This window comes from Accumulibacter sp., from assembly GCF_036625275.1.
In the GTDB taxonomy this organism is placed as follows: Bacteria; Pseudomonadota; Gammaproteobacteria; order Burkholderiales; family Rhodocyclaceae; genus Accumulibacter.
On the sequence record NZ_JAZKUD010000004.1, the window covers coordinates 39,887 to 64,797 of the forward strand.

A 24,911-nucleotide genomic window follows, 5' to 3' on the forward strand; every position below is an offset into this window, starting at 1 on the left:
TCAGGGGGCGGGTGGGCGTGCCGACCTGGCTGGCGAGAAATGCGTGGCGGCGAGACCGGACAACACGATCAGGCCGATTGCCAGCCAGGACCACGCATCGTGCGCCTCATTCCAGAGGAGGATGCCGAACAGACTGGAAAAAACGACCGTACTGTAAGCCAGAGCGGCCGCCAGCAGCGGCTTCGCTCTGGCGTAGGCGCGGGTCATCGCCAACTGCGCGGCGGTGGCAAAAGCCGCCACGCCAAACAGCAGCGCGCCGCTATGCAGGTCGACCGGATGAAGTGGGGAAAACAGCAGCCAGAAACTGCCGCATGCCGATGAAACCAGCGCGAAATAGAATACCGTCCGGCTCTCGGGTTCGCCGCGCGTACCGAGTTCACGAACACTGAAGTAAGCCATGCCGGCAAGCACCCCTGAACCCAGGCCAATCAGGCCGCTGAGCAATTGGTCGGCGTGCAGGCTGGGTTTGAGCAGCAGGCCGATCCCGGTCAGCCCGAGGGCCAGAGCGCCGATGATGCCGGCGTTCAGGCGCTGGCCGGTGAACACCAGGTAGATCGCGAGAAAGATCGTCGAGGTGTAGTTGAGCGTGACCGCGGTCGCCAGCGGTAGCCGGGTGATTGCCCAGAAGTAGGCGACCAGTGCCGCGAAGCCGACGAGGCCGCGGCTGATCTGCCAGCGCCAGTGCGGCGTGGCCAGCGGCACGCCGCGCAGACGAACCAGCGCATACACCAGGATCAGCGACAGGACGCTGCGGTAGAAGACGATCTCCACCGCCGAGTGGGTGGTTGCCGCCAACTTGGCGCACACCCCCATGCAGGCGAAGAACAGGCTGGCCAGGAGCATCCACAAGGATTGCATGCAATCGCTTCGCAAGGCAGGAAACGGCGGATATTACCCCAAGCTTACCTCAAGCCTGTGGCAGCGGATTCTTTCGCCCAAGTGGCCGCGTCGGTTTCCAGCTTGACCGCCGTTTATCGGGCTGCCTATACTGTTGCCGGCAGCGGAGGATTTCCCATCCGTTTCAGGGGGCATGATGGTCAAGGCGATCTTGGTGCGTTGGACGCTGGTTTCGTTGCTGTGGACGCTGATCCTGACGGCGGTTCCTGCGGGCGCAGCGGGGACACCAGGGCCGGTCCTGATCGGTCTTGATGCGGAGTTTTCCTGGCCGGGAAGTACCTCGGCGCAGGCGATCGAACAAGGCATCCTGATCGCCATCGACGAAATCAACCGCAGCGGTGGCGTTCTTGGAGGGCGACCGCTCGAACTGGTCAAGAAAGATAACGGAACGGTCCCCGCGCGCAGTATCCGCAACCTCAGGGAACTCGCCCAGGCCACGGACCTGGTCGCCGTGTTCTGTGGTCGATTCAGCCCGACCGTGATCGAGGCGCTGGAGACCGTGCATGCCTTGCCGCTGATTCTTCTGGACCCCTGGGCCGCCGCCGACCTCATCACCGACAACGGTTTTTCGCCCAACTATGTTTTCCGGCTGTCCCTGCGCGACAGCCATGCCATGCCCGCCTTGCTCCGGTACGGCAGCAGCCAGGGAATCCGGACTTTCGGGATGATGGCCCTCAACACGACCTGGGGGCGAAGCAATCTGGCGGCGGCGGAGAAGTATGCGGCGAAGACTCGACCACAGGCCAAACTGGTCGGCGTTCGTTGGTTCAACTGGCAGGATCGGAGCCTTCTGGACAAGTACCTCGACCTCAAGCGTCTGGGAGCCAAGGCCATCCTGCTGGTGGCGAACGACCGCGAGGCGACCATCCTGCTGAAGGAAATGGCGAGCTTGCCGAAGGCCGATCGGCTTCCCGTCCTGTCCCATTGGGGGGTGTCAGGTGGGCAGATGTCCGAGACCGCGGGCTCGGTATTGCCCGAGGTGGACTTCGTCATGGTCCAGACCTACAGTTTCATCGACGATGAGCGGCCGCGCACGCGCCAGGTTGTGGCTGCTGCAAATCGCCTTTTCGGCTTTCCCGATGCGCGTGCCATTGCTTCACCGACGGGGCTTGCCCATGCTTACGACCTGACCCACATTCTGGCCCGAGCGATCAACCAGGCCGGGACGACCGATCGGGCGGCGGTGAGACAGTCGCTCGAAGAGGTGCGCGACTACGATGGGCTGATCAAGCATTATCGTCGCCCCTTCGATGCCGGGCGCCACGATGCGCTGAGCGAATCCGACGTGATCATGACCCGCTACGCACCCGATGGTGCCATCGTCCCGGTTGCGCGCGGGCGTCATTAGCCGGCGAATTCGGCGACCGTGAACTTCCTGTCGAGGCTGCGCGAACGCGCCCAGGCAAGCCTTGCGGTGCGTCTGGCGCTGTTGATGGGTGCGCTGGCGTCCGCCACCGCGACCTTTCTGGCGGCACTGTCCTTCGTGGTTTCCCAGCGCCTGATCGCCGAAAACGCCCGGATTGCCTTTGACTTTCAGACCGAAGTCGTCGCGCGGCAGGTTGAATTCGAGGTTCGGTCGCTCGATCGAATGCTCAAGGCGATGGCCGCCAACGCGTTCATCAGCAACGGTCTGGTCGATTCCCTGGGCCGTGATCAATACCTGATTCCCTACCTGCGCGATCAGGCCGTTCCCGGCGCTTGGGAGGGCGAGCTGTGGCTCGTCGATTTCGAGGGCAAGCCGATCGCCGCCAATGCCCCTGACCTGCACTTCGATCACCAGGATTCTAGCGCCCTGGGGGCCGCGCTGGCAGGGGGGCATGTCCAGGTGGAGCTGGCCCATCAGGAGCATCTGTTGTTTGTCGCTCCCGTCGTCTTTCCGCCGACGAGAAGCATCGAAGGCGCCGTGGTCGCCGTACTCAAGTACGGATCGCTCCTCACCGATGCCGGCATGCTGATGGGGCAGGGGAACTGCCTGATGCTGCGGATGGGGGAACGCGAGATACCGATTCCCGCGGGATGTCGCCGTGGTTCGGATTTGCCCATGCTCTCCAGGCGTCTGGATCTCCCCGAGAGTTTTCGGCCTCTTCGTGTCGAACTGCAGCTCTACACCGATCACGGGGCGGTTTCCGTCGCCACGCGCTATCTGATTGCCGGCTACCTGCTGGTCGGCGGAGCCGTCGTGCTGCTGGTTCTACTGATCAGCAGGCGGGTATCGGGGCGCATCGTTGAGCCGCTGGTACGCCTGAGCGAAACGGCGGACAGCATCGTCAGCCTGCAGCGGCTCGATCTGCGGGCGCCGGAGGCTGGCACCGATGAGCCTGCGCGCCTGGCCAGGTCGTTCAACAAGATGGTCGAGAGACTCCAGTTCGCACAGGCGCACCTGATCGACGATATCGCCCGGCGGGAGCAGATCGAAGAAGCGCAGCGCCGGAGCAACCGGCAATTGCGGATGATCAGCGACTGCAATCAGCTCCTGATCCGCAGCTCCGACGAAAGCGAACTGGTCAATACGGTCTGCCGGATCATCGTTGAAGTCGGTGGCTACCATAGGGCCCATGTGGTTTACTCCGAAGCTGACAAGACCCGTACGCTTCGTCCGGAGGAAGCGCATTCCAATCGGGCAGAGGGGCTTCTCGACGAGTGGAACATCGATTCGGCAGACAGTGAGCGCGTGCGTGGAGCCCAGGACACGGCCATTCGCAGTGGTCAACCCTGCGTGATCCAGGATATGGACAGCGATCCACGCTGCACGCCTGGGTCTGTGGCCGTTGGTGAGCGCGGCTATGCCGCGCTGTGCGCGCTGCCGCTCCTGGTTCAATCCAGGACACTCGGCGCCTTGAGCATCTACTCGGCAACTGTGCATGCTTTCGATCGCGATGAAGTCGTTTTGTTGAGCGAACTGGCCGGCGATCTGGCTTTTGGCATCGCGATGCTGCGCGTGCGGGTCGAGCGTGACCAGGCTGACCAGGCGCTTCGCGAGAGCGAGTTCTTTCTCAGACGATCGCAGGAAGTCGGTGGCCTGGGTTCCTATTATTTCGACGCACGTACCGGCACCTGGATCAGTTCGGAGAAGCTCGACCAGATCTTCGGTATTGACGATTCCTTCCCGAAGACTGTCGCGGGCTGGATCGACCTGGTACACCCGGAAGACAGACAGGAGATGATCGAGCATCTTGGCGACCATGTTCTTGCCAGGGGCCATCGCTTCGACCGGCAGTACCGTATCCTCCGTCACAGCGACGGCCAGGAGCGCTGGGTGCATGGGCTCGGGGAACTCGAATTCGACGAGCACGGTGTGGCGATCAAGATGATCGGCACGATCCAGGATATTACCGCGAGCATGCAGGCGGATCGGGCCCTGCTGGAGAGCGAGCAGAAATACCGCGAACTCGTCGAAAACGCCAACATCCTCATCGTGCGCCTGAACCCGCAGGGGGTGATCACCTTCATCAACGAGTTCGGCCTGAAATTCTTTGGCTACTCGGAGGAAGAACTGCTGGGCCAGCATGTGGTCGGGACGATCGTTCCAACGGTGACCGATGACGGGACCGATCTGCGGGCGATCGTCCAGGAACTCGTTCTTGACCCTGAACAGTTCGAACATCGCAGTAACGAGAACATGTGCCGTAACGGCAAGCGGGTGTGGGTTGCCTGGACCAACAAGGCGATCTACGATGCTCAAGGCCGGGTGCAGGAAATCTACAGCATCGGATTGGACATCACCGAGCGTAGACGCGCCGAGGCAGCACTGCGGGAAAGCGAGGAACGCTTCGCCAAGGCCTTCCACCTGAGCCCGGCGCCGATGGGCATTTCGGAAATCGAAAGCAGCCGCTTCATCGACGTCAATGTGAAGTTCGAACGCATGCTGGACTATCGCCGCGAAGAATTGATCGGGCATACGGCCAGGGAACTCGGGGTCTGGGTCGATCCGGGAGCGCGAGAACGGATGATCGCGCAACTTCGCCAGGATGGCTTTTTCCCGGAAACGCCGATGCGTTTCCGGACCAGAACGGGCAACATCCGAGAGGCCCTCTATGCCGCGGAAACCTTTCGTCTTGGCGAGGAAAAGGTTTTGTTGTCACTGATCTTCGATGTGACCGAGCGCAAGCGTGCCGAGGAGGAGTTGCAGCAGCACCGCGACCACCTCGAGGAGTTGGTCGCCGAGCGTACGGCCGAGTTGCGGCGGGCGATGACGCAACTCGTCCAGTCGGAAAAGCTGGCAGCACTCGGCCATCTGGTCGCCGGCGTTGCGCACGAACTGAGCACCCCCCTGGGCAACACGCGCCTGGTCGCCAGTCTGTTCGCCGAGCAACTGCGCGAATTCGCCGCCGCTTTCGCCAGCGGCACGCTGCGCCGCTCGCAGATGGACGAATTTCTCGACCGGGGTCGCGAAGCCGTCGACCTTCTGGAGCGCAACAGCGCTCGCGCCGCTGACCTGATCGGGCACTTCAAGCAGGTCGCAGTGGACCAGAGCAGTGCCCGTCGTCGTTCGTTCGACCTCGGTCAGCTAGTCGAAGAAATGCTGGTCACCCTGCGGCTGACCTTCAAGCACACGCGGCACCGGATCGAGGTGGACATCCCGGCCGGACTGGTCATGGACAGTTACCCTGGACCGCTTGAACAGGTCATGGCCAATCTGGTTGCCAACTCGCTGGTACACGGCTTTGTGGGGATCGACGAGGGGCGCATCGAATTGCATGCGCAGGCCCTTGGCGAGAAGCAATTGCTCATTCGCTATCTTGACAATGGCGTGGGTATTCCCACGGACACGCTCAACCGCATCTTCGAACCGTTCTTTACCACCCGCCTGGGGCAGGGCGGCAGCGGTCTGGGCTTGTACATCGTCTATAATCTGGTGACCGGCGTTCTCGGCGGCACGATCGAGGTGGCCAGTTCACCCGGTCACGGGGTCGGCATCACCCTGACGTTGCCTCGATCCGCCCAGGATCATTCGGTGCCTTCATGAGTCGCTGACACGACTTTCGCAGCTCCGACCCTCCCTGTTCGTCTGTGAGAGCGAAGGGTGCGAATGAAAGTGTTGGCCGAAGTCCTGGGTTCGATGGAGAGGCGTTGACATCGGTGATCGCCCCCGCGAGGGAGGAGGGGCTTATCGGTACCTCCCAACACTTTCATTCACCCCCGAGAGCGAATCCAGAGGTGCTTGCCAGCGGCGCTTTCTGCTAAGCTCGCGAGCCTCGTGGCCGGTCGGGAAGGGATGGCTCCCGTGCCGCCCGCCCCATACAGTCAGTGACCTGGTGAACGCCGCCGATGTTCGACAACTTGCGAAGATATACCGCCGCCTATGCTGTGGCCATTGGTGGCATCCTGATGACCTGTCTGTCCTCGTGGAATGTCCGCCAGGAGTTACAGACCAGCCATTTCAAGGAATTCCAGTGGGCGGCCGGCGACCGCATTCAGGCCGTACATTCGGTCGTCGACCAGGGGCTCGACGCCCTCCTGGAAATCCGCGGACTGTTCTACGCCGCTCAGGGGATCGACGAGCAGGAGTTCCGGGTCTTTACCGATTCCATCCTCAAGCGCCGTCCCTACATCCATAGCCTGTTGTGGGCGCCGTTGCTGAACGCATCGCAGCAGGCCCTGCCAGGATCGGCAAGCGGGACTTCGCCGGCAGGTCCCGCGGCGGCGAATGACCACCAGGGGAGCATCGCCGGGCCACCGCGCGTGCCGGTGCTTCTTGCCGCTGCGCGCACCGAGTCGGTGGCTGCCCAGGGCGTCGACCTGAACCTGACGGTTGAATTTGCGGCATTGCTGCAGCGGGCCAGGGAAAGTGGCAACATCGCGGTCAGCGGCCGCATTGACCTCGTGCAGCCGGGCGGGGCGACGGTGCCGGTGATCTACGCAGTGTTGCCAGTCTATTCTCCCGGCCACTCGCGCAGCACTACTGCCACGCCCGGTATCCGCCGGCAGGCCGATCCGCTGGGATTCGTGGTGGGCGTCTACGACATCGAAGAACTCGTGCATGTTGCCATCAATCTGCTTGAGCCGCGTGGGGTCGAGGTTCTGGTGCGTGATGATTCGGCTGGCGGTGACAGACAGTTCCTGCACTTCTACGCCAGCCGGCTGGAGCCGCGTGCCACGGCCACCGTCAGCGGTCGGATGCCGGTGTATGACGAGGATCAGCCACGCATGGAGGTCAGGATTCCCGTCGGCGACCGTCACTGGTCGATCATCTGCGTTGCCACCCATACTTTTCGGAGCGCCGAAGCATTCACCGAGGCGCACTGGTCGGTTCTCGTCGGCGGCTTCCTGTTCACCGCGCTGCTCACTTTCTACCTGGTGCGCAGCCGTCGCGAACTGGAGAATCGAATCCAGTTGACGCTGACCATCTATGAGCGCGAGGAACTGTTTCGCCAGTTGGCCGAAACCGTCGATGTCGTCTTCTGGGCGATCAATGCCGAAGCGACACGGATCGAATATATGGGCCCGGCTTTCAGACAGCTCACCGGTCGCGAAGCCATGCCCGACAGCCTCGCCGGGGCCGCGCCGTCGCTGCTGCTCGACGTCTTTGTGTCCGAAGACCGGCGCACTCTGGTTCAGGCGATCAGCCAGTTGCAGGCCGAGGGCGGGCGTTTTACCGTGGTTCTGCCGGTCTTGCGTGGCGAACAGGACTTGCGCTGGCTGCGGGTCTGCGGCTTCCCGGTACGCGAGACGGGCCGTCCGCTGAGCCGCATCGTCGGCTTTCTCGAGGACATTACCGAGCACAAGCTGGCCGAGGATGCGCTGCGCGATTCGGAAGCCAGGTTGCGTACGCTGTTCAATCATTCGCCGGACCTGATCTTTACGGTCGATGGCGAGGCCAGAATCCTGCTTACCAACCGGCCACTGCCGTATCCGGTCGGCGGAGTCGGCGAGAAACGATCGGAACTGATCCTTCCTGCGGAGGTTCGCGAGGGGTATCTCGACAAACTGCGGCAGGTGTTCAGGAGCGGACGCATCGAGCATTTCCAGTACAACTCGAGTGATGCCACCTGGTGGGAAATCCGCATGGTGCCGATCAGTTCGGCGAATGTGGTGACGACGGTGATGGCGGCGATGGTGGTGATTACCGACATCACCGAGAACCGCAAGCTGCAGTGGCAGGCGATCCGCAGCGCTCGCCTGGCCTCTCTCGGCGTGCTCTCGGCGGGCATCGCCCACGAAATCAACAACCCCAATCATGCCATTCTGGCAAACGCGCCCCTGTTGGCCCGCATCTGGCAGGATGCCCTGCCGATCCTCAACGAGTATGAACAGGAGCAGGGCAGTTTCCTGCTTGCCGGCTTGAGTTTCGAGCAGGCACGGCAGACCATTTCGCGGGGGATGCGTGACATTGGCGAAAACGCCAAACGGATTCAGAAGATCGTCGATAATCTGAAGCATCTCGGGAAACAGGACCGCGGGGACATGAACGAGCTTGCCGACGTCGGCAAGATCCTGCAGGCTGTGGTGACTCTGCTCGATACCCGCATCCACAAGCATACCGATGCCTTTACGCTGGACTTGCCGGCAGCGTTGCCAATGGTCAAGGGCAATGTGCAGCAGCTCGAACAGGTGTTCATCAACGTCATTGTCAACGCCCTTGAGTCCTTGCCCGATCGCAGTCGCTCGGTCAAGGTTTCGGCACGGGCGGATCGGGCCGGAAACCGGCTGATCGTCCAGGTCGAGGATCAGGGAAAAGGCATCGCCGAGGAGGTCATGGCGCAGATTGGTGAGCCCTTTTTCACCACCAAGGCCGAAAGTGGTGGCACCGGTCTGGGCCTGTCGATTTCGTCGTCGATTGTCGAAAAACACGGCGGCGTGCTGCGTTTCGAAACCAACCCCCATCCTGGCACCACAGTCAGCATCGACCTGCCGATCAGCACGGAGGAGTGAATGAAGGAAAAGTCCTTTGCCAGCCTGCCCGTTTTCCTCGTCGATGACGAGGAGTCGGTCCTGCACGCCAGTGCGGCCGTATTGCACAGTGCCGGCGTTGCCCACATCCAGATGGTCAGCGACAGCCGGGAACTGCTGTCGATGCTCGAGCAGCAACCGGCCAGCGCCGTGCTGCTCGACCTGATGATGCCGCATCTCAGCGGCACCAAGCTGCTGCCGGACATCGTCCACCTCTACCCGGAAGTGCCGGTGATCGTCATGACCGCCGCCCAGGATGTCGAAACCGCCGTGCGCAGCATGAAGGAAGGGGCCTTCGACTACCTCGTCAAGCCGGTCGAGGAAAGTCGCCTGGTGGCGAGCGTTCGCCATGCCCTGGAAGTGCACTCGCTGCGGCGGCAGATGGGCGTGCTGAAGCGCTACCTCCTGTCGGACTGCCTGCAGAACAACGAGGCCTTTGCCGGCATCATCACCCACAGCCGCAAGATGCGGGCGCTCTTTCAATACCTCGAAGCGGTGGCTGTGTCTGCCGAGCCGGTGCTGATCTCCGGCGAGACCGGCGCCGGCAAGGAGATGTTTGCGCAAGCCTTGCACAAGCTCAGCGGCCTGAGCGGGCAGTTCGTCCAGGTCAATGTCGCCGGCCTCGACGACACGCTCTTTTCGGATACCCTGTTCGGCCACAAGAAAGGCGCTTTCACCGGAGCCGATCAGTCGCGGCCAGGGTTGATTGCCCAGGCTGCCGGTGGCACGCTGTTCCTCGACGAGATCGGCGACCTGTCGATGGCCTCGCAGGTCAAACTGCTGCGCCTGCTGCAGGAGCACATGTATTTCCCGCTGGGATCGGATGTCGCCCGCCCCAGTGACGCACGCGTCGTCTGTGCGACCAACTGCAAGCTGGCGCAGATGATGCGCCAGAACCACTTTCGCTCGGACCTCTTCTTCCGGTTGTCGGTGCACCAGATCGAGGTGCCGCCACTACGCCAGCACAAGGAAGACATCCCGCTGTTGTTGCAGCACTTTCTCGACGAGGCGGCGGCGGCGATCCACAAGCCCGCGCCGGAGCCATCGAACGAACTCCTCACCCTGCTCGCCAACTATCATTTTCCCGGCAACGTGCGCGAACTGCGAGCCATGGTTTTCAACGCCATGGCCCTGCATCGCGGGGGGACGGTGCTGGCCATGGACAGCTTCCGCCAGGCGATCCAGAAACAGCAGAAGACGGGCGCCGACGATCCGGCGGTGGACCCGTCCGACGGCCTGCCGATCCTGATTCCGGGACGCTTTCCCACGCTCGAAGAAGTCGAAGAGGCGATGGTCAGGGAAGCGCTCAAACGCGCCAAGGGCAATCAGGGTGTCGCTGCGACGCTGCTCGGGCTGTCACGTCCGGCGCTCAACCGACGGCTCGCACGGCGCGCACTGCCCCCCGAATCCTGAAGCCGCCCAATCTGCGGCTGACCCAGCCAGGGCGCAGCATTCCGGATGCTTTCGGGGTGTTCCCTTTCGACACCTTGAAAGATCCTGTGAACTGGATTTAGTCCATTGATGTAAATGAAAAATAAAAATAATTCGCAGGTTTTGCGAGGCGTTTTGTAACACCCCCTGGAGGCGCCGAGTGACTGCCTCTGGCGTTGGCTAACTCCTTGTTTTTCCAGCTTCCTGTCTGGTCTCCCCGGTTTTGGCATGGATAATGCTTACGACACCAAGATGAGCGTCGCTGCGCGCTGACGGTTAATCGGAAAGTCAGGTCTGCGATGCATGAATCGCCTTCTCCTGCAAGCGGGAGAAGGCCGGGGGGGAGGGGAAACGGCCATGACTTCCATGATCGGGAGCGCCTGGAAAAGTCATGACCGCGAGTCGTTCCCGGCGATCACTGCAGCCCTTCATCCATGCCAGGAGAATCGACCGCACGCGAATACGGATACCTTGCCCGCCGGATGCCATCTGCGCACTTTGCAGCACCCGGATGTCTGACCACCGCATCTCAACCCACGACCACCACCACAGGGCCGCTTCATGAGTACATTACTGATTCTGACGATTTTCACCGTCGCCATCGTCCTCTTCTTCGACTATACCAACGGTTTTCACGACGCGGCCAACATCGTGGCGACGATCATCGCGTCGCGAGCGATGACGCCCGTGCAGGCCGTGATCATCGTCGGTACGTTCGAGTTTCTTGGCCCGCTGCTGGGCGGGACGGCGGTCGCCAATACCATCGGCAAGTTCGTCACCCTGGGCGACGTTCAGGCGGTTCTCTCGCTGGCGATCCTGATCAGCGGTCTGATGGGCGCCATCGTCTGGAACCTCGCGACCTGGTATTTCGGCATTCCATCGTCCTCGTCGCACGCGCTGGTCGGCGGACTGATCGGCGCCGTCGTCGTTTCCGCCGGCATGGACAATGTCGTCTGGGGTTTCTCGCAACTGATGCACGGCCAGTTGACCGGCATCATGAAGGTTCTGGCCAGCCTGATCCTGTCGCCGATCATCGGATTCTGGGCGGGTTTCCTGATGTTGCGCCTGCTGAACATCCTGCTGTTCACGGCCACCCCTTCGGCGAATACCGGTCTGCGTTACGCGCAGTTCATCACCGCCGCCGGCCTCGCCTTCTCGCACGGCGCCAACGACGCGCAGAAGAGCATGGGCATGCTGACCCTGGCGTTACTGCTGGGCGGCTTCATCCCGACCTTTGAAGTGCCCTTCTGGGTGATGCTGGCCTGCGCCATCGCGATTACCCTGGGCATTCTCTCGGGCGGCTGGCGGATCGTTCGCACCCTCGGCTTCGCGATTTACCGCGTCCGTCCGATTCATGCACTCAGTTCGCAACTGACCTCGGCGGCGGTCATCCTCACCGCTTCGGTGATCGGTGCGCCGGTGTCGACCACCCACGTCGTCGCGACTTCGATCATGGGCATCGGTTCCTCGGAACGGCCGAAAGCCGTACGCTGGAAAAAGGCCAAGGACATTGCCATCACCTGGGTCATCACCATCCCCGGTTCGGCACTGGTTGCCATTCAGACATTCGCTCTCGTCAATCTCTTCATCGGAAAGGTCTAATCTCATGTCGAACGCAAGCACTGCATCCCCCTCCTTCACTCGCCGAATCCTGCATCGGGTATTTCCGAAGGTACCCAATTTCTTCGCTTTGCTGGCCGAACAAAGCACGCAAGTGGGGGTTAGCGCCGCTCTGCTGGTCGAGTACATGGGTTCCGGCACCACCGAAGTCGCCAAACGGGTCGTCGAGGCCGAACATGAGGGGGACCGCCTCAAGGTTCGCAATCTGACGCTGCTCAACGAAGCTTTCTCGACGCCGATCGACCGCGAGGATCTGCACAGGGCGATCATCAACCTCGATGAAATCATCAACAGTTGCAAGACGGTGGTTGCCGAGATGGACGCAAATGTGCTGGCCCTGAAAGCCGACAAATACTGTCTGGAAATGGCCGTGTACCTCAAGGAAGGCGCCGAGGCGGTGGCCGCCGGGTATGGCCGTCTGGGCAGCGAACCCAAACTCGGTCGCGCCGACGCCGAGAAATCCGACCAGGCGGTTCGGAAGTTGACGCGCACCCACCGACGCGCCCTGGCCGAGCTGTTCCACGACGAGGATTTCCACCACATCTTCCGCCGCAAGGAAATCTACAATCAACTGCTGGGTGCGGCAGACCGTCTGAACATCTGCAACAGCACGCTGCTGGACATCGTCGTCAAGCTCTGCTGACCCCCTCGCTTCCGGTCGGGTCAAATTCCGGGGAATCGGCCGCCAGGCCCTTTCCCCGTCGGGGTGTTGTTGACAGTCGCCTGGTCGTCAGGCCGGGTGGCGGCCGCGCGGCGTGCTGCGGTTGCCGATTGCCTTGACGCACGATTCATCCCGAAGGTACCCTTGCAGTGCTGCGGATATAAGCAAAGTGTGTACAATTTCGAATTTTCGTGCATAATCCGCGCACTTTTTACAAGAAGAGGGCCATGAGGGCCTTTTACAGAAAGGAGGCGTATGGAATCTCTATATTGGCTGGCCGTGGCGACGGTGGCGATCGTGTTGTTCTTCGATTACACCAACGGCTTTCATGATGCTGCGAACATCGTCGCGACGATCATCGCGTCGCGGGCGATGACGCCAGCGCAGGCGGTCGTCGTCGTCGGGGTTTTCGAATTCCTCGGACCCTTGCTCGGCGGCACGGCGGTGGCCAACACCATCGGCAAGTTCGTCGATCTGTCGACCGTGGACGCCAGTCTGGCGGTGCTGATCCTGTTCTGCGGCCTGCTCGGCGCGATTGTCTGGAACCTTGCGACCTGGTGGTTCGGCATTCCCTCCTCGTCGTCGCATGCCCTGGTCGGCGGTCTGGCGGGTGCGGTGGTTGCGGCCGTCGGCTCCGAGTACGTGATCTGGGGTTGGTCGCCGCTGATGCACGATGGCAAGCTGATCGGTGTGATGAAGGTGCTGGTTTCGCTGTTCCTTTCGCCGCTGCTCGGTTTCTTCGTGGGTTTTCTGATCTTCCGCCTCGGCCGCAAGATCATGGCGGGCGCCAGGCCGACCGCCAATCAGACCCTGAGGAAGCTGCAGTTCGTCACCGCGGCGTGTCTCGCGTTTTCACACGGCGCCAACGACGCGCAGAAGAGCATGGGCATGCTGACGCTGGTGCTGCTGCTCGGCGGTTTCATCCCGAAGTTCGAGGTGCCGTTCTGGGTGATCCTGGCCTGCGCGACAGCGATCACCCTCGGCATTCTGTCCGGCGGTTGGCGCATCGTGCGCACGCTCGGTTTTGCGATATCTATCGCGTCCGCCCGCTGCACGCATTCTCGTCCCAGCTCACCTCGGGTTTCCTGATTCTGACCGCTTCGTATCTGGGTGCGCCGGTGTCAACCACGCACGTGGTCGCCACCTCGATCATGGGTATCGGCTATTCCGAGCGCCCACGCGCCGTGCGCTGGAAAAAGGCGGTCGACATCGCCAAGACCTGGGTGATCACCATCCCGGCTTCTGCACTCACGGCAATCGTTTGCTACGCTCTGGCCAGGATCATCCTGGGCCAACACTAATCGAGGAGATGAAAGATGGAAGATAATCAGAACCAAACCGAAGAGAACAAGCCGATTTTCCGCCGTCTGTACGAGCGGGTTTTTCCGACCGTCGCCGACTTCTTCGGCATGCTCGCCGAGCAGAGCACGAACGCGGCCGAGACCACCCGCCTGCTCGTCGAATTCATGGAGACCGGCGATCCGGCGGTGGCCCAGAAGGTTCGCGACGACGAGCACGAAGCCGACCGGATCAAGGCCGCCAACCTCAGCGTGCTGAGCGACGCGTTCTCGACGCCGGTCGACCGCGAAGACCTCTTTCGCGCGATCACGACGCTCGACGACATCGTCAACTATTGCAAATCGACGGTCGTCGAGATGGACATGCTCAGCCTGAAACCCGACAAGCACAGCCTTGAAATCGCACTGCACATCCGCGAAGGCGCGGAGGCGCTGGCCAAGGGTTTTGGTCGCCTGGGGACCGACCCATCCGGCTCCGGCGCCGATGCCAACGCCGCCCGGAAAGCCGAGCGGACGGTCGAGAAGGCTTATCGGCGGGCGATTGTCGACCTCTTCCAGGGCGACGATTACCTGAACATGTTCAAGCGCCGCGAGACCTATCGCCACCTCTCGAACGCGGCCGACCGGGTTGCCGATGCAGCGCGCGCGTTGAACAACATCGTCGTCAAGCTGGTCTGAACCGCTCTCACGGCGCACAGGATTCCTAACTCCCCTGAACAAACGTTTGGGGGGGCCAGGAATCCTCCTCATTTCCGGCTGACGGATTCCTCTTCAACGGTTGCCTCTCCATCCTTGCCTTGCGGGTGGGCGCCGCGTGCGTCGCTGACGCACGCGGCCAAAACACTTCAGAGTTGCACGGGGGATTTTACGGGGCTACAGGGCGGAAGCGGAGGGAGTCAAGCCACCACCAGCGACTCCTTCCACGGCGCTGCCTGCTGGTGAAAATCGTTCAGCAAACCGCCCAGTTCCGGCAAGAGCTGCTCTGCCTGCCCGTCAAGCCAGCAGCGGATGTCTTCCCCTTGCTCGCCGGGCAGCGCTTCATGGATCAGTTCGCTGGCCACCGCCAGGTCGTTGAGTCGGCCGAGCATTTCCTGCAGGCCACTGGCCGACAGGTGGTAGTTGCGCAGCCGTTCGCCGGGGAAAAGTGACGCGAAGAACTCGAGTGCATACCGCAGTCGCTTGTAGGCCACACGCAGACGATGGCGGGCGGTGGCGTCGCCGCGCAGCGCCTGTGCCGCGAGTTGCCTGACCTGTTTGGCGCGCTTGTCGAGGCAGCGCGGGACAAAGGTATCGAGTGGACGTGCTTCGCCTTCGGGAAGCGCCAGTATGGCGGCCGTGAATTCGAGCAACAGCCGCGAGTAATCGTCCGTTTTGAGTGTGCTGCGCGCTGCCTGACGATTGATGGCGCAGCGCCGCTGCGCATAGTTCGACAGGCGAGCGAGCGTGGCGCCTTCCGGGTCCGGGAAAGCGGGGACGATCGACGGCAAGGTTTCGGCCAGGAACACATCCCAGTTGCGCGTTTCGCCGAGTTGCCTGGCCAGAGCCTGCCAGAGCGGGTCAAAGTTGCTCACGAAGTCCTGTGGCAGCAGTGGCTTCCAGACCCGGATCGCCGAACGCAGACGGCGGATCGCGACGCGTGCCTGATGGACAAACTCGGGGTTGTCGCTTTCCCGCAGTCCCTGCTCGTTGCTCTGCAGGTGTTTGAGGCAGGCCAGCCCGATCGTCCGGAATGCGGCAATGGCCGACATCCCGGTGTTGATCTCGATGGGGAGCGCCTTGACCACGGGCAACGGTTCCTCTGCCAGAATCCGGTAGCCACGCAGGAGCTTGCTGGTGGCCTGCGGGTGCAGGGAAAGATCGGTTTGCAGTTCGCTGGCGGTGGAAAACAAGTCGGCGACGTCTCCCGACAACAATTCGAGCCGGATCTCGCAGATGGCCTGGCGCCGTCCTTCGGCTTCGATCCAGCCGCGATCGAGCGCCAGTTCGATGCGTACGTCTTCGCGCGGTGCCAGCAGCCAGGCGCTGCGCGTAAAACTGGCGGTAAATGCCGGCCGCAGTTCGGTGCGCACGGATTCGAGCAGATGACGCAGCGTACCGTCCTTGACCTGCGAGAAATCGAGTTCTCCGGGCGTACCGACCAGTTCCCATTCGCCATGTCCTGCCGGCCTGCCCTCCGGCAGGGACTCCCGCCGAATCGACGACAGCGAGGTCGTCCCCTTTCTGCCATGGCGAACGATCACCCGCTCGCGCCGCAGGCGTTGGTCGGCGGTGTCGTAATAGGTATTGACGACACGTTGGCGAATCGGCCTGGCGTCGGTAAGCAGCGGATGCTTGGCCAGCCTGCTGGCCACTCCGGGCGTTAGGGAGAGATTAAGTTCGGTTTCAATGACCATATGACAAACTCCTGAGAATGAGCGACCTGACGAGGAGCATCCAATTCCCTCCTGGGCAAGTCGCTTTCCAAATGAAAACGGCGATCGGGATAGCCGTTTTCCTGGTTCAAGCATAAGCCGTGCCAGTTCTCTGCAGCCTGAAAGACTGCCCAAAGATCAAGTCGCTAGGCGTGCAGCCAGAGGAGCCGGCGAAACTTGCACGGGTGCAACAAATCGGCCCGATCGATTGCTGTTGAGTCCATTGCCAATCGACATAATTCATACATAACAGTGAGTTAATGTCTTCCACCAGGGATCGGTGGGAATATGGAAACGTTACACCTCTCCCGAACCCCGGGGCGAGGACGGGAACGAGGAGGGAATTCATGGAGCAGGCTCCGTGTGTGCATCAGGCGATTCCGGCCTGCCAGCCGGAACACACCCTGCAAGGGAGGGGAAACGGTCATGACTTTCATGATCGGGGGGGCTGAAAAAGCCATGATCGTTGGCGGCGCGGCTCGATGGTGTAACACGGCGTCGCCCGACGGCTCCTGGAGACATTCATTAACTATCTGAATTGAATTGGATATGACCGTTCGTGCCGGTTCGTCATCGGGTTTCTGATGGCATTTTGTTGCACCCCCAAAGGCTTTGTCGATTATTTTCAGTCCCTTGATTTTAAGTGGAAACGAAATTTCTGTTGTTGCTGGTACGGATCATGCTTTAAACCCATCATGTAAAAACGGATCGACCGGGATCATTCTGGCCATCCGACCCATCACTGACTGATGACCATCGTTCCAGCCACCATCGCAGCAGAAGACAGGTAAATGCCATGACCTCCATCGCCGTATCGCAAGTGGTGCGTAGAATCCGTCCGTTCGTGGGGGCTGCCGATACACCGGATTTCTTCAGCATGATCGACCAGCAGGCAAGGATGATCGTGAATCTGGCAAAGGTCGTTGCCGAGGTGCTGCAGGGAAAGGAGTCGACGCATTCGCTGCGCCTGCTTGATCTGGAGCAGCGTCGTCAGGAACTGCAGCGGCGGCATCAGGCGGTCGTTCATGCCCTCCCACAGTCCGGACTTGACGAGATTCGTTTGACCATGGAAGCCCTCGATCGGGCCGCAGCACTTCTGATCCGAACCGGCCGCGATTGCCATCCGGGGGGGTCAAACCCGGACGCCGCCGCTTTGCAGATGATGAGGGTCATTCGGAAAGCGATCGAGAGCCTGCAGCATGGCTATTCGCGGTTGGCCAATGGCTCAACCGCCGCCGAGTCCGATGCCGATGCGGCCATCGCCAGCCAGAGTGCGCTGGTTTTCTGGCGGATGTCCGATCAGCAGGAAGCTGCGGCCGCCGAGGGGCAACACCTGACTGCGCCATCGAAGGTTTCTTTGGATCGTTCGTGCTGGCTGCACGGCCTGTACGAAAATCTCGACGACATCGCTCGCGAACTATCCGGGGCTGGCGTCATTCTCAAAGTATGGTCGCGGCAATTATCCGGGGCCGGCGGCCTTGCCCGTTTGCCGCAATCGTTCATGGTCCGCTGACAGGCAAACCAATTCAGTTATTTCAAGAAGTTCTGGTCGCCGGGAGGGCCTCTGTCCCAGGCAGGTCAGACTCCAGTTTTTTACTTCAAGCAGGAGCAGTCATCATGGAAACTCAAGTGCAAGCAATGCCAAGGTCCGTCATCTCGCGGTCGATCGAAAGCGACCTCGACAGCTATCTGGATGCCATCGTTAACGCGACGGCGACTTTCCGGGAAGCGGTAGACGCTTACCTGCAAAGTGAGCCGGAGGGGACATGCTGGCGGCAAGCCGGAAAGCTCTCGGAGTGCCTGCGCCTGCTCGACGACATGCAACAGAAATTCGAGACCGGTGCACACCCGCAGTCGGCATTGGGGAATCTGGTCTGCGCAATGAGCGACCCGCTGAATGGCGTGGGCCGTTTGCTCAAGGACATGAAGCGACAGATCACCGGTTTCGCCATCGAATCGGGATTTTCGAGTCCTCACCGCTATGTCCCTGCGTATCTGGTTGCGGATGTTCAGGAGCTGGCCGATGAGGTTTGCGCTGCGGTAGACGTGTTGGTTGAGAGCTATCGTCCGTCATTACTGTGGTGGGACCAACCGTCGTCAGAGAAGGCAGAGCGAGGCGTCAGTTGGTATGAAAATCAGGCAGACCGTCTCTCGATGCAGATCCTCAAAAAGATTTTTGCCGACGACAGTCTCGACCTCGAGGTGAAGCTGCCGCTGGCGCAACTCGTTGAGGAGATCGACCGTGTGGCGGATCAGGCTGAAGGCATCGATCAGGGGCTGCGGGCTCGCTGCCGGGCGGGTCTGGCAACTGTCGGTGCCGGAGAAACGCACTGAGTCCTCTCTGCCGCGGCCAAAGGCGCGGCAGGCCGTGTTCTGGCCCGGGAACCCGCTGCCGGGCTTCGGCCTTGCGTTTGGACAAGAACTATTCGTTTTAGCATCGTGCGCGGCCCAGGCTGAGTAGCCTGGGCCGCTTTGCTGGAAGGAGGACGTCGCTTGGGCTCGTGCAGTCCGTCTGGTCTGCAGCGAGATATTTTCATGCGGGATTGAAGAGGGGCCTGGGTGTATGGAACTGGCAATCAAGTTCAAGAACGACAAGCTGGTCGGTGATTTCTGGGGGGGGCTGGCGGCGATGCTGGTCGCTCTGCCGTCGGCAATCGCTTTCGGCGTGACCATCTACGCCTCAATCGGCCCAGCTTACGCCGGCCTGGGGGCTCTGGCCGGGATTCTCGGAGCCACCGCGCTGGGCTTGCTGGCTCCGGCACTGGGGGGAACCAACCGCCTGATTACGGCGCCGTGTGCGCCGGCTGCGGCGGTGCTTTCGGCTTTTGCAATTGAACTCGTACAGCATGGCGTGGCTGCGCCATCGATCGTCCTGATGTTGACCGCGCTCGGTCTGGTTTCCGGGCTGGTGCAACTGCTGCTGGGTTTCATGGGGATCGGCAGCCTGATCAAGTACATTCCGTTTCCGGTGGTCAGCGGCTACCTGACCGGTGTCGGTCTGATCATCATCGGCAGTCAGATCCCGAAATTCCTGGGGGTTCCCGGTGGTACGGCGTGGTGGCGGGCATTGATCTCACCGGAATTGTGGCAGTGGCAGAGCGCACTCATCGGCGCCGTCACGGCCGGCGTGATGATCACCGCACCGATGCTCACACGCGTCGTGCCGGCGGCCATTCTCGGCCTGCTGGCCGGGGTGCTGACCTATTTTGGACTGGCCTCGGTCGATGAGTCGCTGCTGGTCGTCGAAGGCAACAAGCTGATCATCGGCCCGCTGGGGGGAACGGCGTCAAGCATGTTCGAGGCGATTACCGGTCGCTGGCAGGAAATCGGCGAACTCAAGCTGAGCCAGATCGGCAGTCTGCTCGGGACGGCCCTGACGCTGGCCGTTCTGTTGTCGATCGATACGCTGAAGACTGCCGTCGTTCTCGATGCCCTGACCCGCAGTCGCCATGATTCCAACCGCGAGCTGATCGCGCAGGGTCTTGGCAATGTCGCTTCGGCCTGTGCCGGCGGCATGCCCGGCGCCGGCCAGATGGGGGCGACGCTGGTCAATCTGGCGAGCGGTGGCCAGACCCGCGTCTCCGGGGTCGTCGAAGGGATCATGTCCCTGATCGCTTTTCTTGCCCTGGGAGCGTTCATCGCCTGGATTCCGGTCGGTGCGCTGGCCGGAATCCTGATCGTCGTCGGCATCCGCATGATCGATCGGCACAGCCTGCATCTGCTCGAGTCGCCGTGGACCCTGATGGATTTCATCGTCATCGTGGCGGTGGTCGCCGTGGCCGTCGGTTACAGCCTGATCGCCGCCTCCGGCGTCGGCATTGCCCTGGCAATGTTCCTGTTCATCCGCGAACAACTGAGCAGCACGGTGATCCGTCGCAAGATGGACGGCGGTAGCCGTTTTTCGAAGCGCGTGCGCCTGCGCAAGGACATGGCCATTCTCGAGAAGGAAGGGTACCAGTCGGTTATTCTCGAATTGCAGGGCGGTCTCTTCTTTGGGACCAAGGACCAGTTGTACACGGCGCTGGAACCAGAACTCGGCAAACGCAGGTACATCGTACTCGACATGCGGCGCGTGCAGTCGGTCGATGTCACGGCGGTCCATCTGCTGAGCCAGATTCGCGATTCGCTGATCGAACGCGATGCTTTCCTGATCTTCAGCAGCCTGTCGCATACCCTACCGAATGGCCGGAACATTGCCGAGTTCTTCGACCAGATGGAACTGACGACGATGACCGACCATGTCAAGGTATTCGGTCAACTCGATGACGCTGTCGAGTGGGTTGAGGACCAGATTCTTGACCAGGGCCAGAGTGCCGTGCCGACAACCGAAGTGACGGCACTGGAACTGAAGGATCTCGAACTCTTCAAGGATCACAAGGAAGAGACCCTGATCGATCTGGAAGCAGCCTTGCAGCGACGCTCGCTGGCCAGGGACGAGAAGGTGTACGCGTTTGGCGACCCTGGCAACGAACTCTATCTGATTCGCAAGGGCGCAGTCCGCATCACGCTGCCGAGCCCTGTCGAAGAAGGTGGCCACCACGCGCTGACCTACGGGCGCGGCGACTTCTTCGGCGGCATGGCTTTCCTGTCGCAAATGACCCGTCTCAACGATGCGACTGCGCTTGAAGACACCGAACTCTTCGTTCTCCAGCGCGAGCAGTTCGTCGCTCTGAGAGAAGAGCATAAACGGCTGGCGTGTACCCTGGTCGAGGAACTGGCCAAGGTGCTGGCCTTGCGCCTGCGCTACGCCGACAAGGAGCTCATGGCCATGCAGGAATAGGTAAATCCGGGCGTTGCTGCCCACCGGCGTGGCCTCATCAGGCCGTCGGTGGGCGGGCCTGCGCTTTCCACTTGGAATATGCCCGGTCGGTACCTCAGCAGCGAAAAACGAACGACTTTTTTCAGAGGAATCTGCCGTTGTTGAATGAAATCTGAATGAAAATAGGCTATCATCACGCGCGCCGCTGGCCACTGAATGCCGCCAACCCGAGGGAGAACGAGGATGTTTCAGCATATCTTGCTGCCGACCGATGGCAGCCAACTCTCCCGAGATACCGCACAACGCGCGGTTGACTTTGCCAAGGCCGCCAATGCCACCATCACCGCCCTGTATGCCAGGCAGCCCGGACAGGAATCGGAGAACTATGGCAGCATGGTCGAGCCCGCCGTACTTGCGCAGATGGTTTCGGGTTCCGAAGGGAAGGCCAAGGAATATCTCGGCTTCATCAAGAAGCTGTGCAAGGAGGCCGGGGTTGCGTGTACGGCGCTCACGGTGGTCAGTGAGAGTCCCTGGGAGGCGATCATCAACGCCGCCGATGACCACAACTGCGATCTCATCTTCATGTCCAAACATGGCCGTGGCGGTCTGTCTTCATTGCTTCTCGGCAGTGAAACCTACCGGGTGCTGACCCACTCCAGCGTTCCGGTACTCGTCTACCGCCCGCCCGAGATCGACGCGAGTCGCCGCAAGGCCAAAGCCCGCGAAAAGGAGCGGAAAAGGGCCTGAGCGAAGGGCATGACGGCGCCCGGCGCGATCGCACCCGGTGAGACCGTTGATTCATTCGCCAGGCATCGCCAGGCCGTAATCGCTGTGCCACACGCCGCCGATCGGTGTTGATCGCCCTCTTTCTTCAATGACTCCCGGCTACTGGCGGCAGGCTTCTGCAGATCTCGCAAGGCTCGACCCGATACTGGCCACCCTCATTGGTCGTTTTGCCGGGACCGCGCTGGTTTCGCGTGGCGACCCCTTCGTGACCCTGCTGCGGTCGATCGTCGGTCAGCAGATTTCCGTGCGAGCTGCCGACAGTGTCTGGGCGCGCTTCCTGGCCGCCATGCCGGCGGCAACCCCGGCCGCGCTGCTCGCCATGGATGCCCCGACGCTGCGCCGCTGCGGAGTGTCGGCGCGCAAGGTCGAGTATGTGGTGGATCTCGCGCGCCATTTCGATGGTGGGCAGATTCACCCTGATCGCTGGGCGACGATGAGCGACGCCGAGATCACTGCCGAATTGACCGCAGTGCGCGGCATTGGCGTATGGACCGCCGAGATGTTCCTGATCTTCAATCAGTTACGTCCCGACGTGTTCCCCCTCGATGACCTCGGCCTGCAGAAAGCCGTGGCCATCCACTATTGTGCCGGAGAGCGGCCGGGGCGGCGACTGCTTGCCGAGTACGGAGAACGCTGGCGGCCGTGGCGTTCGGTGGCGACCTGGTATCTCTGGCGCAGCCTCGATCCGCTGCCCGTCGAATACTGAACCGGTTCGCTTTGGCAAGGCGACGGGAAGACCTTTCAGGTTAGAGTGTTAGAATAGGGCGCTTTCAGATCAGCATGATTTCAGACTGCCTTGGATGAAAACCAGTTTTCTCGACTTTGAACAGCCCGTTGCCAGGATCGAGGAGCGGATCGAATCGCTGCGCTCTGCACAGGAGGATTCCGCCGTCGATATTTCCGATGCCATCACGCGCCTCGAACAGAAGGGTCAGAACCTCATCCGGGAGATCTATGACCGGCTTTCGGCCTGGCAGGTCTGCCAGGTGGCACGGCATCCACAACGGCCTTACACGCTCGATTACCTGCGTCTGATCTTCACCGACTTCGAGGAACTTCACGGCGACCGGGCTTTTGCCGACGATCACGCCATTGTCGGTGGCCTGGCGCGCCTGAATGGCGACCCGGTGATGGTGATCGGCCACCAGAAAGGGCGAGACACCCGGGAAAAGATCTTCCGCAACTTCGGCATGCCGCGCCCGGAGGGCTACCGGAAAGCCCTGCGCCTGATGCGCCTGGCCGAAAAGTTCGGCATTCCGGTGCTGACCTTCATCGACACCCCGGGCGCCTATCCTGGCATCGATGCCGAAGAGCGTGGCCAATCCGAGGCCATCGGGCGCAATCTCTATGTGATGGCGGAATTGCAGGTGCCGATCGTCGTCACCATCATTGGTGAAGGCGGATCCGGGGGAGCGCTGGCGATCGGCGTCGGCGACTGGGTGCAGATGCTGCAGTACTCGACCTATTCGGTGATTTCCCCGGAAGGCTGTGCGTCGATCCTCTGGAAGAGTGCCGAAAAGGCGAGCGAAGCCGCCGAAATCATGGGCATCACCGCCGCGCGCTTGCACTCCCTGGGTTTGATCGACCGCATCGTCAGCGAGCCGGCCGGGGGGGCACACCGAGATCATCAGGCGATGGCGCAGAATCTCAAGCAGGCCTTGCAGGAAGCGCTGCAGCAACTGCAGGCGCAGCCGGTGGCCGATCTGCTCAAGGCACGCCTGGACCGCCTGATCGCCTATGGTCGGGTCACAGAGCAGGCACAGCGCTGAGCTTGCCCAGCCTGCCAGCCACCCAGCAGATCCGGCAGACGCTCTCGGCATTCCTCCGTACGCGCGTCACTCCTGCAGCACGCTTGTGCGTCGGTTTTTCCGGCGGTCGAGACTCGCTGGTTCTGTTGCACGCGCTCGCGGCGCTGCGCTCGTCGAGCCCGGTTTTCGAATTGTCGGCGGTGCATGTTCACCATGGCCTGAGTGCCAGTGCCGACGCCTGGGCTGGATTCTGTAGCGATTTTTGCAAGCGTTGCAGCGTATCTCTTGAAATCGTTCGCATCGAGGTGCCGCATGGCAGCGCCGAAGGACTGGAAGCCGCCGCGCGCCGCTTGCGGCATGCGGTGTTTGACGGTTGTTCTGCAGACTGGCTGGCGCTGGCGCATCATCGTGACGATCAGGCCGAGACGGTACTGTTGAGATTGCTGCGCGGCGCCGGGGTCAGTGGCGCGACTGGAATGCCTGCCGAACGGCGACAGAGCAGCGGCCCGCGGCTGATTCGTCCGCTGCTCGAAGTGCCGGGCGCGGTGATCGCGCATTACGCACAGGAGCACTCGCTGGCCTGGGTCGAAGACGAGAGCAATGGCGATTGGCGCTACCGCCGGAACTACTTGCGGCATCAGGTGATGCCGCGTATCGAGGCGCAGTTTCCCGGTGCCGCAGCGTCGCTGGTGCGTGCCGGGCGCCACTTTGCCGAGGCCGCGCTGCTGCTCGAAGAACTGGCGCAGGCCGATCGGGCGCTGGCAGCGACTTCCTCGGGGCGTATTGGTCTGGCCCGTTTCAATTCGCTGAGCGCGCCGAGAGCGCGCAACCTGCTGCGTTCCGAGCTGCTTTCAGCGGGCCTTCGTGCCCCTGCGGCGCGCTGGCTTGACGAGGCCTTGCGCCAGTTGTCGACGGTCGATGCGGTTTCGGAAACCTGCATCCGCTCAGCCGATGGAGAAATCCATGCCTACCGGGGAGAATTGCATGTCTGTCGCCAGCCTCCAGCCGTTCCCGCAGGCGACCTGCCCTGGTGTGGTGAAGAGGCGCTACCGTGGGGGGCTGACCGCGTCACATTCACGCCGACCACGGGCGCCGGCATCAACCGTCACAGGCTCTCCGGCGCGCCGCTCCGGCTCACTTCCCGGCAAGGCGGTGAACGCCTGCAACCTGACCCTCGGCGGCCCTTGAGAACCCTCAAGAATCTGCTGCAGGAGGCCGCCGTGCCTCCCTGGGAACGGTTCCGCCTGCCACTGCTATGGTGTGGCGAGTACTTGGTCTGGGTGGCCGGGATCGGCGTCGATGTGGCCTTTGCCTGTCCTCCAGGTGAGCCTGGACTGCTGCTCGCCTGGCAGAGGGTCGTTCAGCCGCCTGCCGGTCATCTGTTCTCGCAGCGCTGAGGGCGGCGCTCGC

The 24,911-nt window shown here is 61.8% G+C and carries 16 protein-coding genes and 1 pseudogene; 15 read left to right on the plus strand and 2 right to left on the minus strand.

The window, feature by feature from the left end; all coding sequences use genetic code 11:
• On the minus strand, positions 1-858 hold the full coding sequence (locus tag V5B39_RS03360) for a DMT family transporter (RefSeq protein WP_332341457.1): 858 nt from the start codon (positions 856-858) through the stop codon (positions 1-3).
• A gap of 193 nt (positions 859-1,051) precedes the next feature.
• On the opposite strand from V5B39_RS03360, the gene V5B39_RS03365 reads away from it, so the two are divergent.
• The 8 genes and pseudogenes from V5B39_RS03365 to V5B39_RS03400 all read left to right on the plus strand — a co-directional run bounded on the left by V5B39_RS03365 (position 1,052) and on the right by V5B39_RS03400 (position 14,475).
• Complete coding sequence (locus tag V5B39_RS03365) at positions 1,052-2,245, plus strand: ABC transporter substrate-binding protein (protein WP_332341459.1); 1,194 nt, start codon at positions 1,052-1,054, stop codon at positions 2,243-2,245.
• Between the two features lie 18 nt (positions 2,246-2,263).
• The gene (locus tag V5B39_RS03370; protein WP_332341460.1) at positions 2,264-5,863 is read left to right on the plus strand and encodes a PAS domain S-box protein; all 3,600 of its coding nucleotides are present in this window, start codon (positions 2,264-2,266) and stop codon (positions 5,861-5,863) included.
• A gap of 302 nt (positions 5,864-6,165) precedes the next feature.
• A complete protein-coding gene (locus tag V5B39_RS03375; protein WP_332341461.1) occupies positions 6,166-8,769 on the plus strand; it encodes an ATP-binding protein in 2,604 nt (867 codons plus the stop codon).
• Entirely contained in the window at positions 8,770-10,200 is a 1,431-nt protein-coding gene (locus tag V5B39_RS03380) for a sigma-54-dependent transcriptional regulator (protein WP_332341463.1), read from the plus strand.
• 579 nt (positions 10,201-10,779) lie between these two features.
• A complete protein-coding gene (locus V5B39_RS03385) occupies positions 10,780-11,820 on the plus strand; it encodes an inorganic phosphate transporter (RefSeq protein WP_332341465.1) in 1,041 nt (346 codons plus the stop codon).
• A 4-nt stretch (positions 11,821-11,824) separates the two neighbouring features.
• A complete protein-coding gene (locus V5B39_RS03390; protein WP_332341467.1) occupies positions 11,825-12,481 on the plus strand; it encodes a DUF47 domain-containing protein in 657 nt (218 codons plus the stop codon).
• 273 nt (positions 12,482-12,754) lie between these two features.
• Positions 12,755-13,800, plus strand: a pseudogene (locus tag V5B39_RS03395) (inorganic phosphate transporter).
• 15 nt (positions 13,801-13,815) lie between these two features.
• A complete protein-coding gene (locus V5B39_RS03400; protein ID WP_332341469.1) occupies positions 13,816-14,475 on the plus strand; it encodes a DUF47 domain-containing protein in 660 nt (219 codons plus the stop codon).
• A 218-nt stretch (positions 14,476-14,693) separates the two neighbouring features.
• Here V5B39_RS03400 and V5B39_RS03405 read toward each other — a convergent pair whose 3' ends face one another.
• Positions 14,694-16,190, minus strand: coding sequence for a CHAD domain-containing protein (locus V5B39_RS03405; protein ID WP_332341471.1), 1,497 nt, complete (start codon positions 16,188-16,190; stop codon positions 14,694-14,696).
• An 814-nt stretch (positions 16,191-17,004) separates the two neighbouring features.
• Here V5B39_RS03405 and V5B39_RS03410 point away from each other — a divergent pair.
• The 7 genes from V5B39_RS03410 (at position 17,005) to tilS (ending at position 24,898) form a co-directional block, all read left to right on the plus strand.
• Complete coding sequence (locus tag V5B39_RS03410) at positions 17,005-17,721, plus strand: hypothetical protein (protein ID WP_332341473.1); 717 nt, start codon at positions 17,005-17,007, stop codon at positions 17,719-17,721.
• A gap of 104 nt (positions 17,722-17,825) precedes the next feature.
• A complete protein-coding gene (locus tag V5B39_RS03415) occupies positions 17,826-18,542 on the plus strand; it encodes a hypothetical protein (RefSeq protein WP_332341475.1) in 717 nt (238 codons plus the stop codon).
• Between the two features lie 229 nt (positions 18,543-18,771).
• On the plus strand, positions 18,772-20,988 hold the full coding sequence (locus V5B39_RS03420) for a SulP family inorganic anion transporter (protein WP_332341476.1): 2,217 nt from the start codon (positions 18,772-18,774) through the stop codon (positions 20,986-20,988).
• A 222-nt stretch (positions 20,989-21,210) separates the two neighbouring features.
• A complete protein-coding gene (locus V5B39_RS03425) occupies positions 21,211-21,714 on the plus strand; it encodes a universal stress protein (RefSeq protein WP_332341478.1) in 504 nt (167 codons plus the stop codon).
• A 127-nt stretch (positions 21,715-21,841) separates the two neighbouring features.
• Positions 21,842-22,459, plus strand: a complete 618-nt coding sequence (locus V5B39_RS03430; protein WP_332341480.1) for a DNA-3-methyladenine glycosylase family protein — start codon at positions 21,842-21,844, stop codon at positions 22,457-22,459.
• A 94-nt stretch (positions 22,460-22,553) separates the two neighbouring features.
• A complete protein-coding gene (locus tag V5B39_RS03435) occupies positions 22,554-23,522 on the plus strand; it encodes an acetyl-CoA carboxylase carboxyltransferase subunit alpha (RefSeq protein ID WP_332341482.1) in 969 nt (322 codons plus the stop codon).
• Between the two features lie 2 nt (positions 23,523-23,524).
• On the plus strand, positions 23,525-24,898 hold the full coding sequence (gene tilS / locus V5B39_RS03440; RefSeq protein ID WP_332341483.1) for a tRNA lysidine(34) synthetase TilS: 1,374 nt from the start codon (positions 23,525-23,527) through the stop codon (positions 24,896-24,898).
• Positions 24,899-24,911 lie beyond the last annotated feature (13 nt).

What these genes read in the sequence shown, in the direction of transcription:
- V5B39_RS03390 (WP_332341467.1), top strand. Translation starts at nt 11,825, where the DNA reads ATGTCGAACGCAAGCACTGCATCCCCCTCCTTCACTCGCCGAATCCTG.
- V5B39_RS03360 (WP_332341457.1), bottom strand. Translation starts at nt 858, where the DNA reads ATGCAATCCTTGTGGATGCTCCTGGCCAGCCTGTTCTTCGCCTGCATG.
- V5B39_RS03380 (WP_332341463.1), top strand. Translation starts at nt 8,770, where the DNA reads ATGAAGGAAAAGTCCTTTGCCAGCCTGCCCGTTTTCCTCGTCGATGAC.
- V5B39_RS03385 (WP_332341465.1), top strand. Translation starts at nt 10,780, where the DNA reads ATGAGTACATTACTGATTCTGACGATTTTCACCGTCGCCATCGTCCTC.
- V5B39_RS03405 (WP_332341471.1), bottom strand. Translation starts at nt 16,190, where the DNA reads ATGGTCATTGAAACCGAACTTAATCTCTCCCTAACGCCCGGAGTGGCC.
- V5B39_RS03375 (WP_332341461.1), top strand. Translation starts at nt 6,166, where the DNA reads ATGTTCGACAACTTGCGAAGATATACCGCCGCCTATGCTGTGGCCATT.
- V5B39_RS03425 (WP_332341478.1), top strand. Translation starts at nt 21,211, where the DNA reads ATGTTTCAGCATATCTTGCTGCCGACCGATGGCAGCCAACTCTCCCGA.
- V5B39_RS03420 (WP_332341476.1), top strand. Translation starts at nt 18,772, where the DNA reads ATGGAACTGGCAATCAAGTTCAAGAACGACAAGCTGGTCGGTGATTTC.
- V5B39_RS03410 (WP_332341473.1), top strand. Translation starts at nt 17,005, where the DNA reads ATGACCTCCATCGCCGTATCGCAAGTGGTGCGTAGAATCCGTCCGTTC.
- V5B39_RS03400 (WP_332341469.1), top strand. Translation starts at nt 13,816, where the DNA reads ATGGAAGATAATCAGAACCAAACCGAAGAGAACAAGCCGATTTTCCGC.
- V5B39_RS03435 (WP_332341482.1), top strand. Translation starts at nt 22,554, where the DNA reads ATGAAAACCAGTTTTCTCGACTTTGAACAGCCCGTTGCCAGGATCGAG.
- V5B39_RS03430 (WP_332341480.1), top strand. Translation starts at nt 21,842, where the DNA reads ATGACTCCCGGCTACTGGCGGCAGGCTTCTGCAGATCTCGCAAGGCTC.
- V5B39_RS03415 (WP_332341475.1), top strand. Translation starts at nt 17,826, where the DNA reads ATGGAAACTCAAGTGCAAGCAATGCCAAGGTCCGTCATCTCGCGGTCG.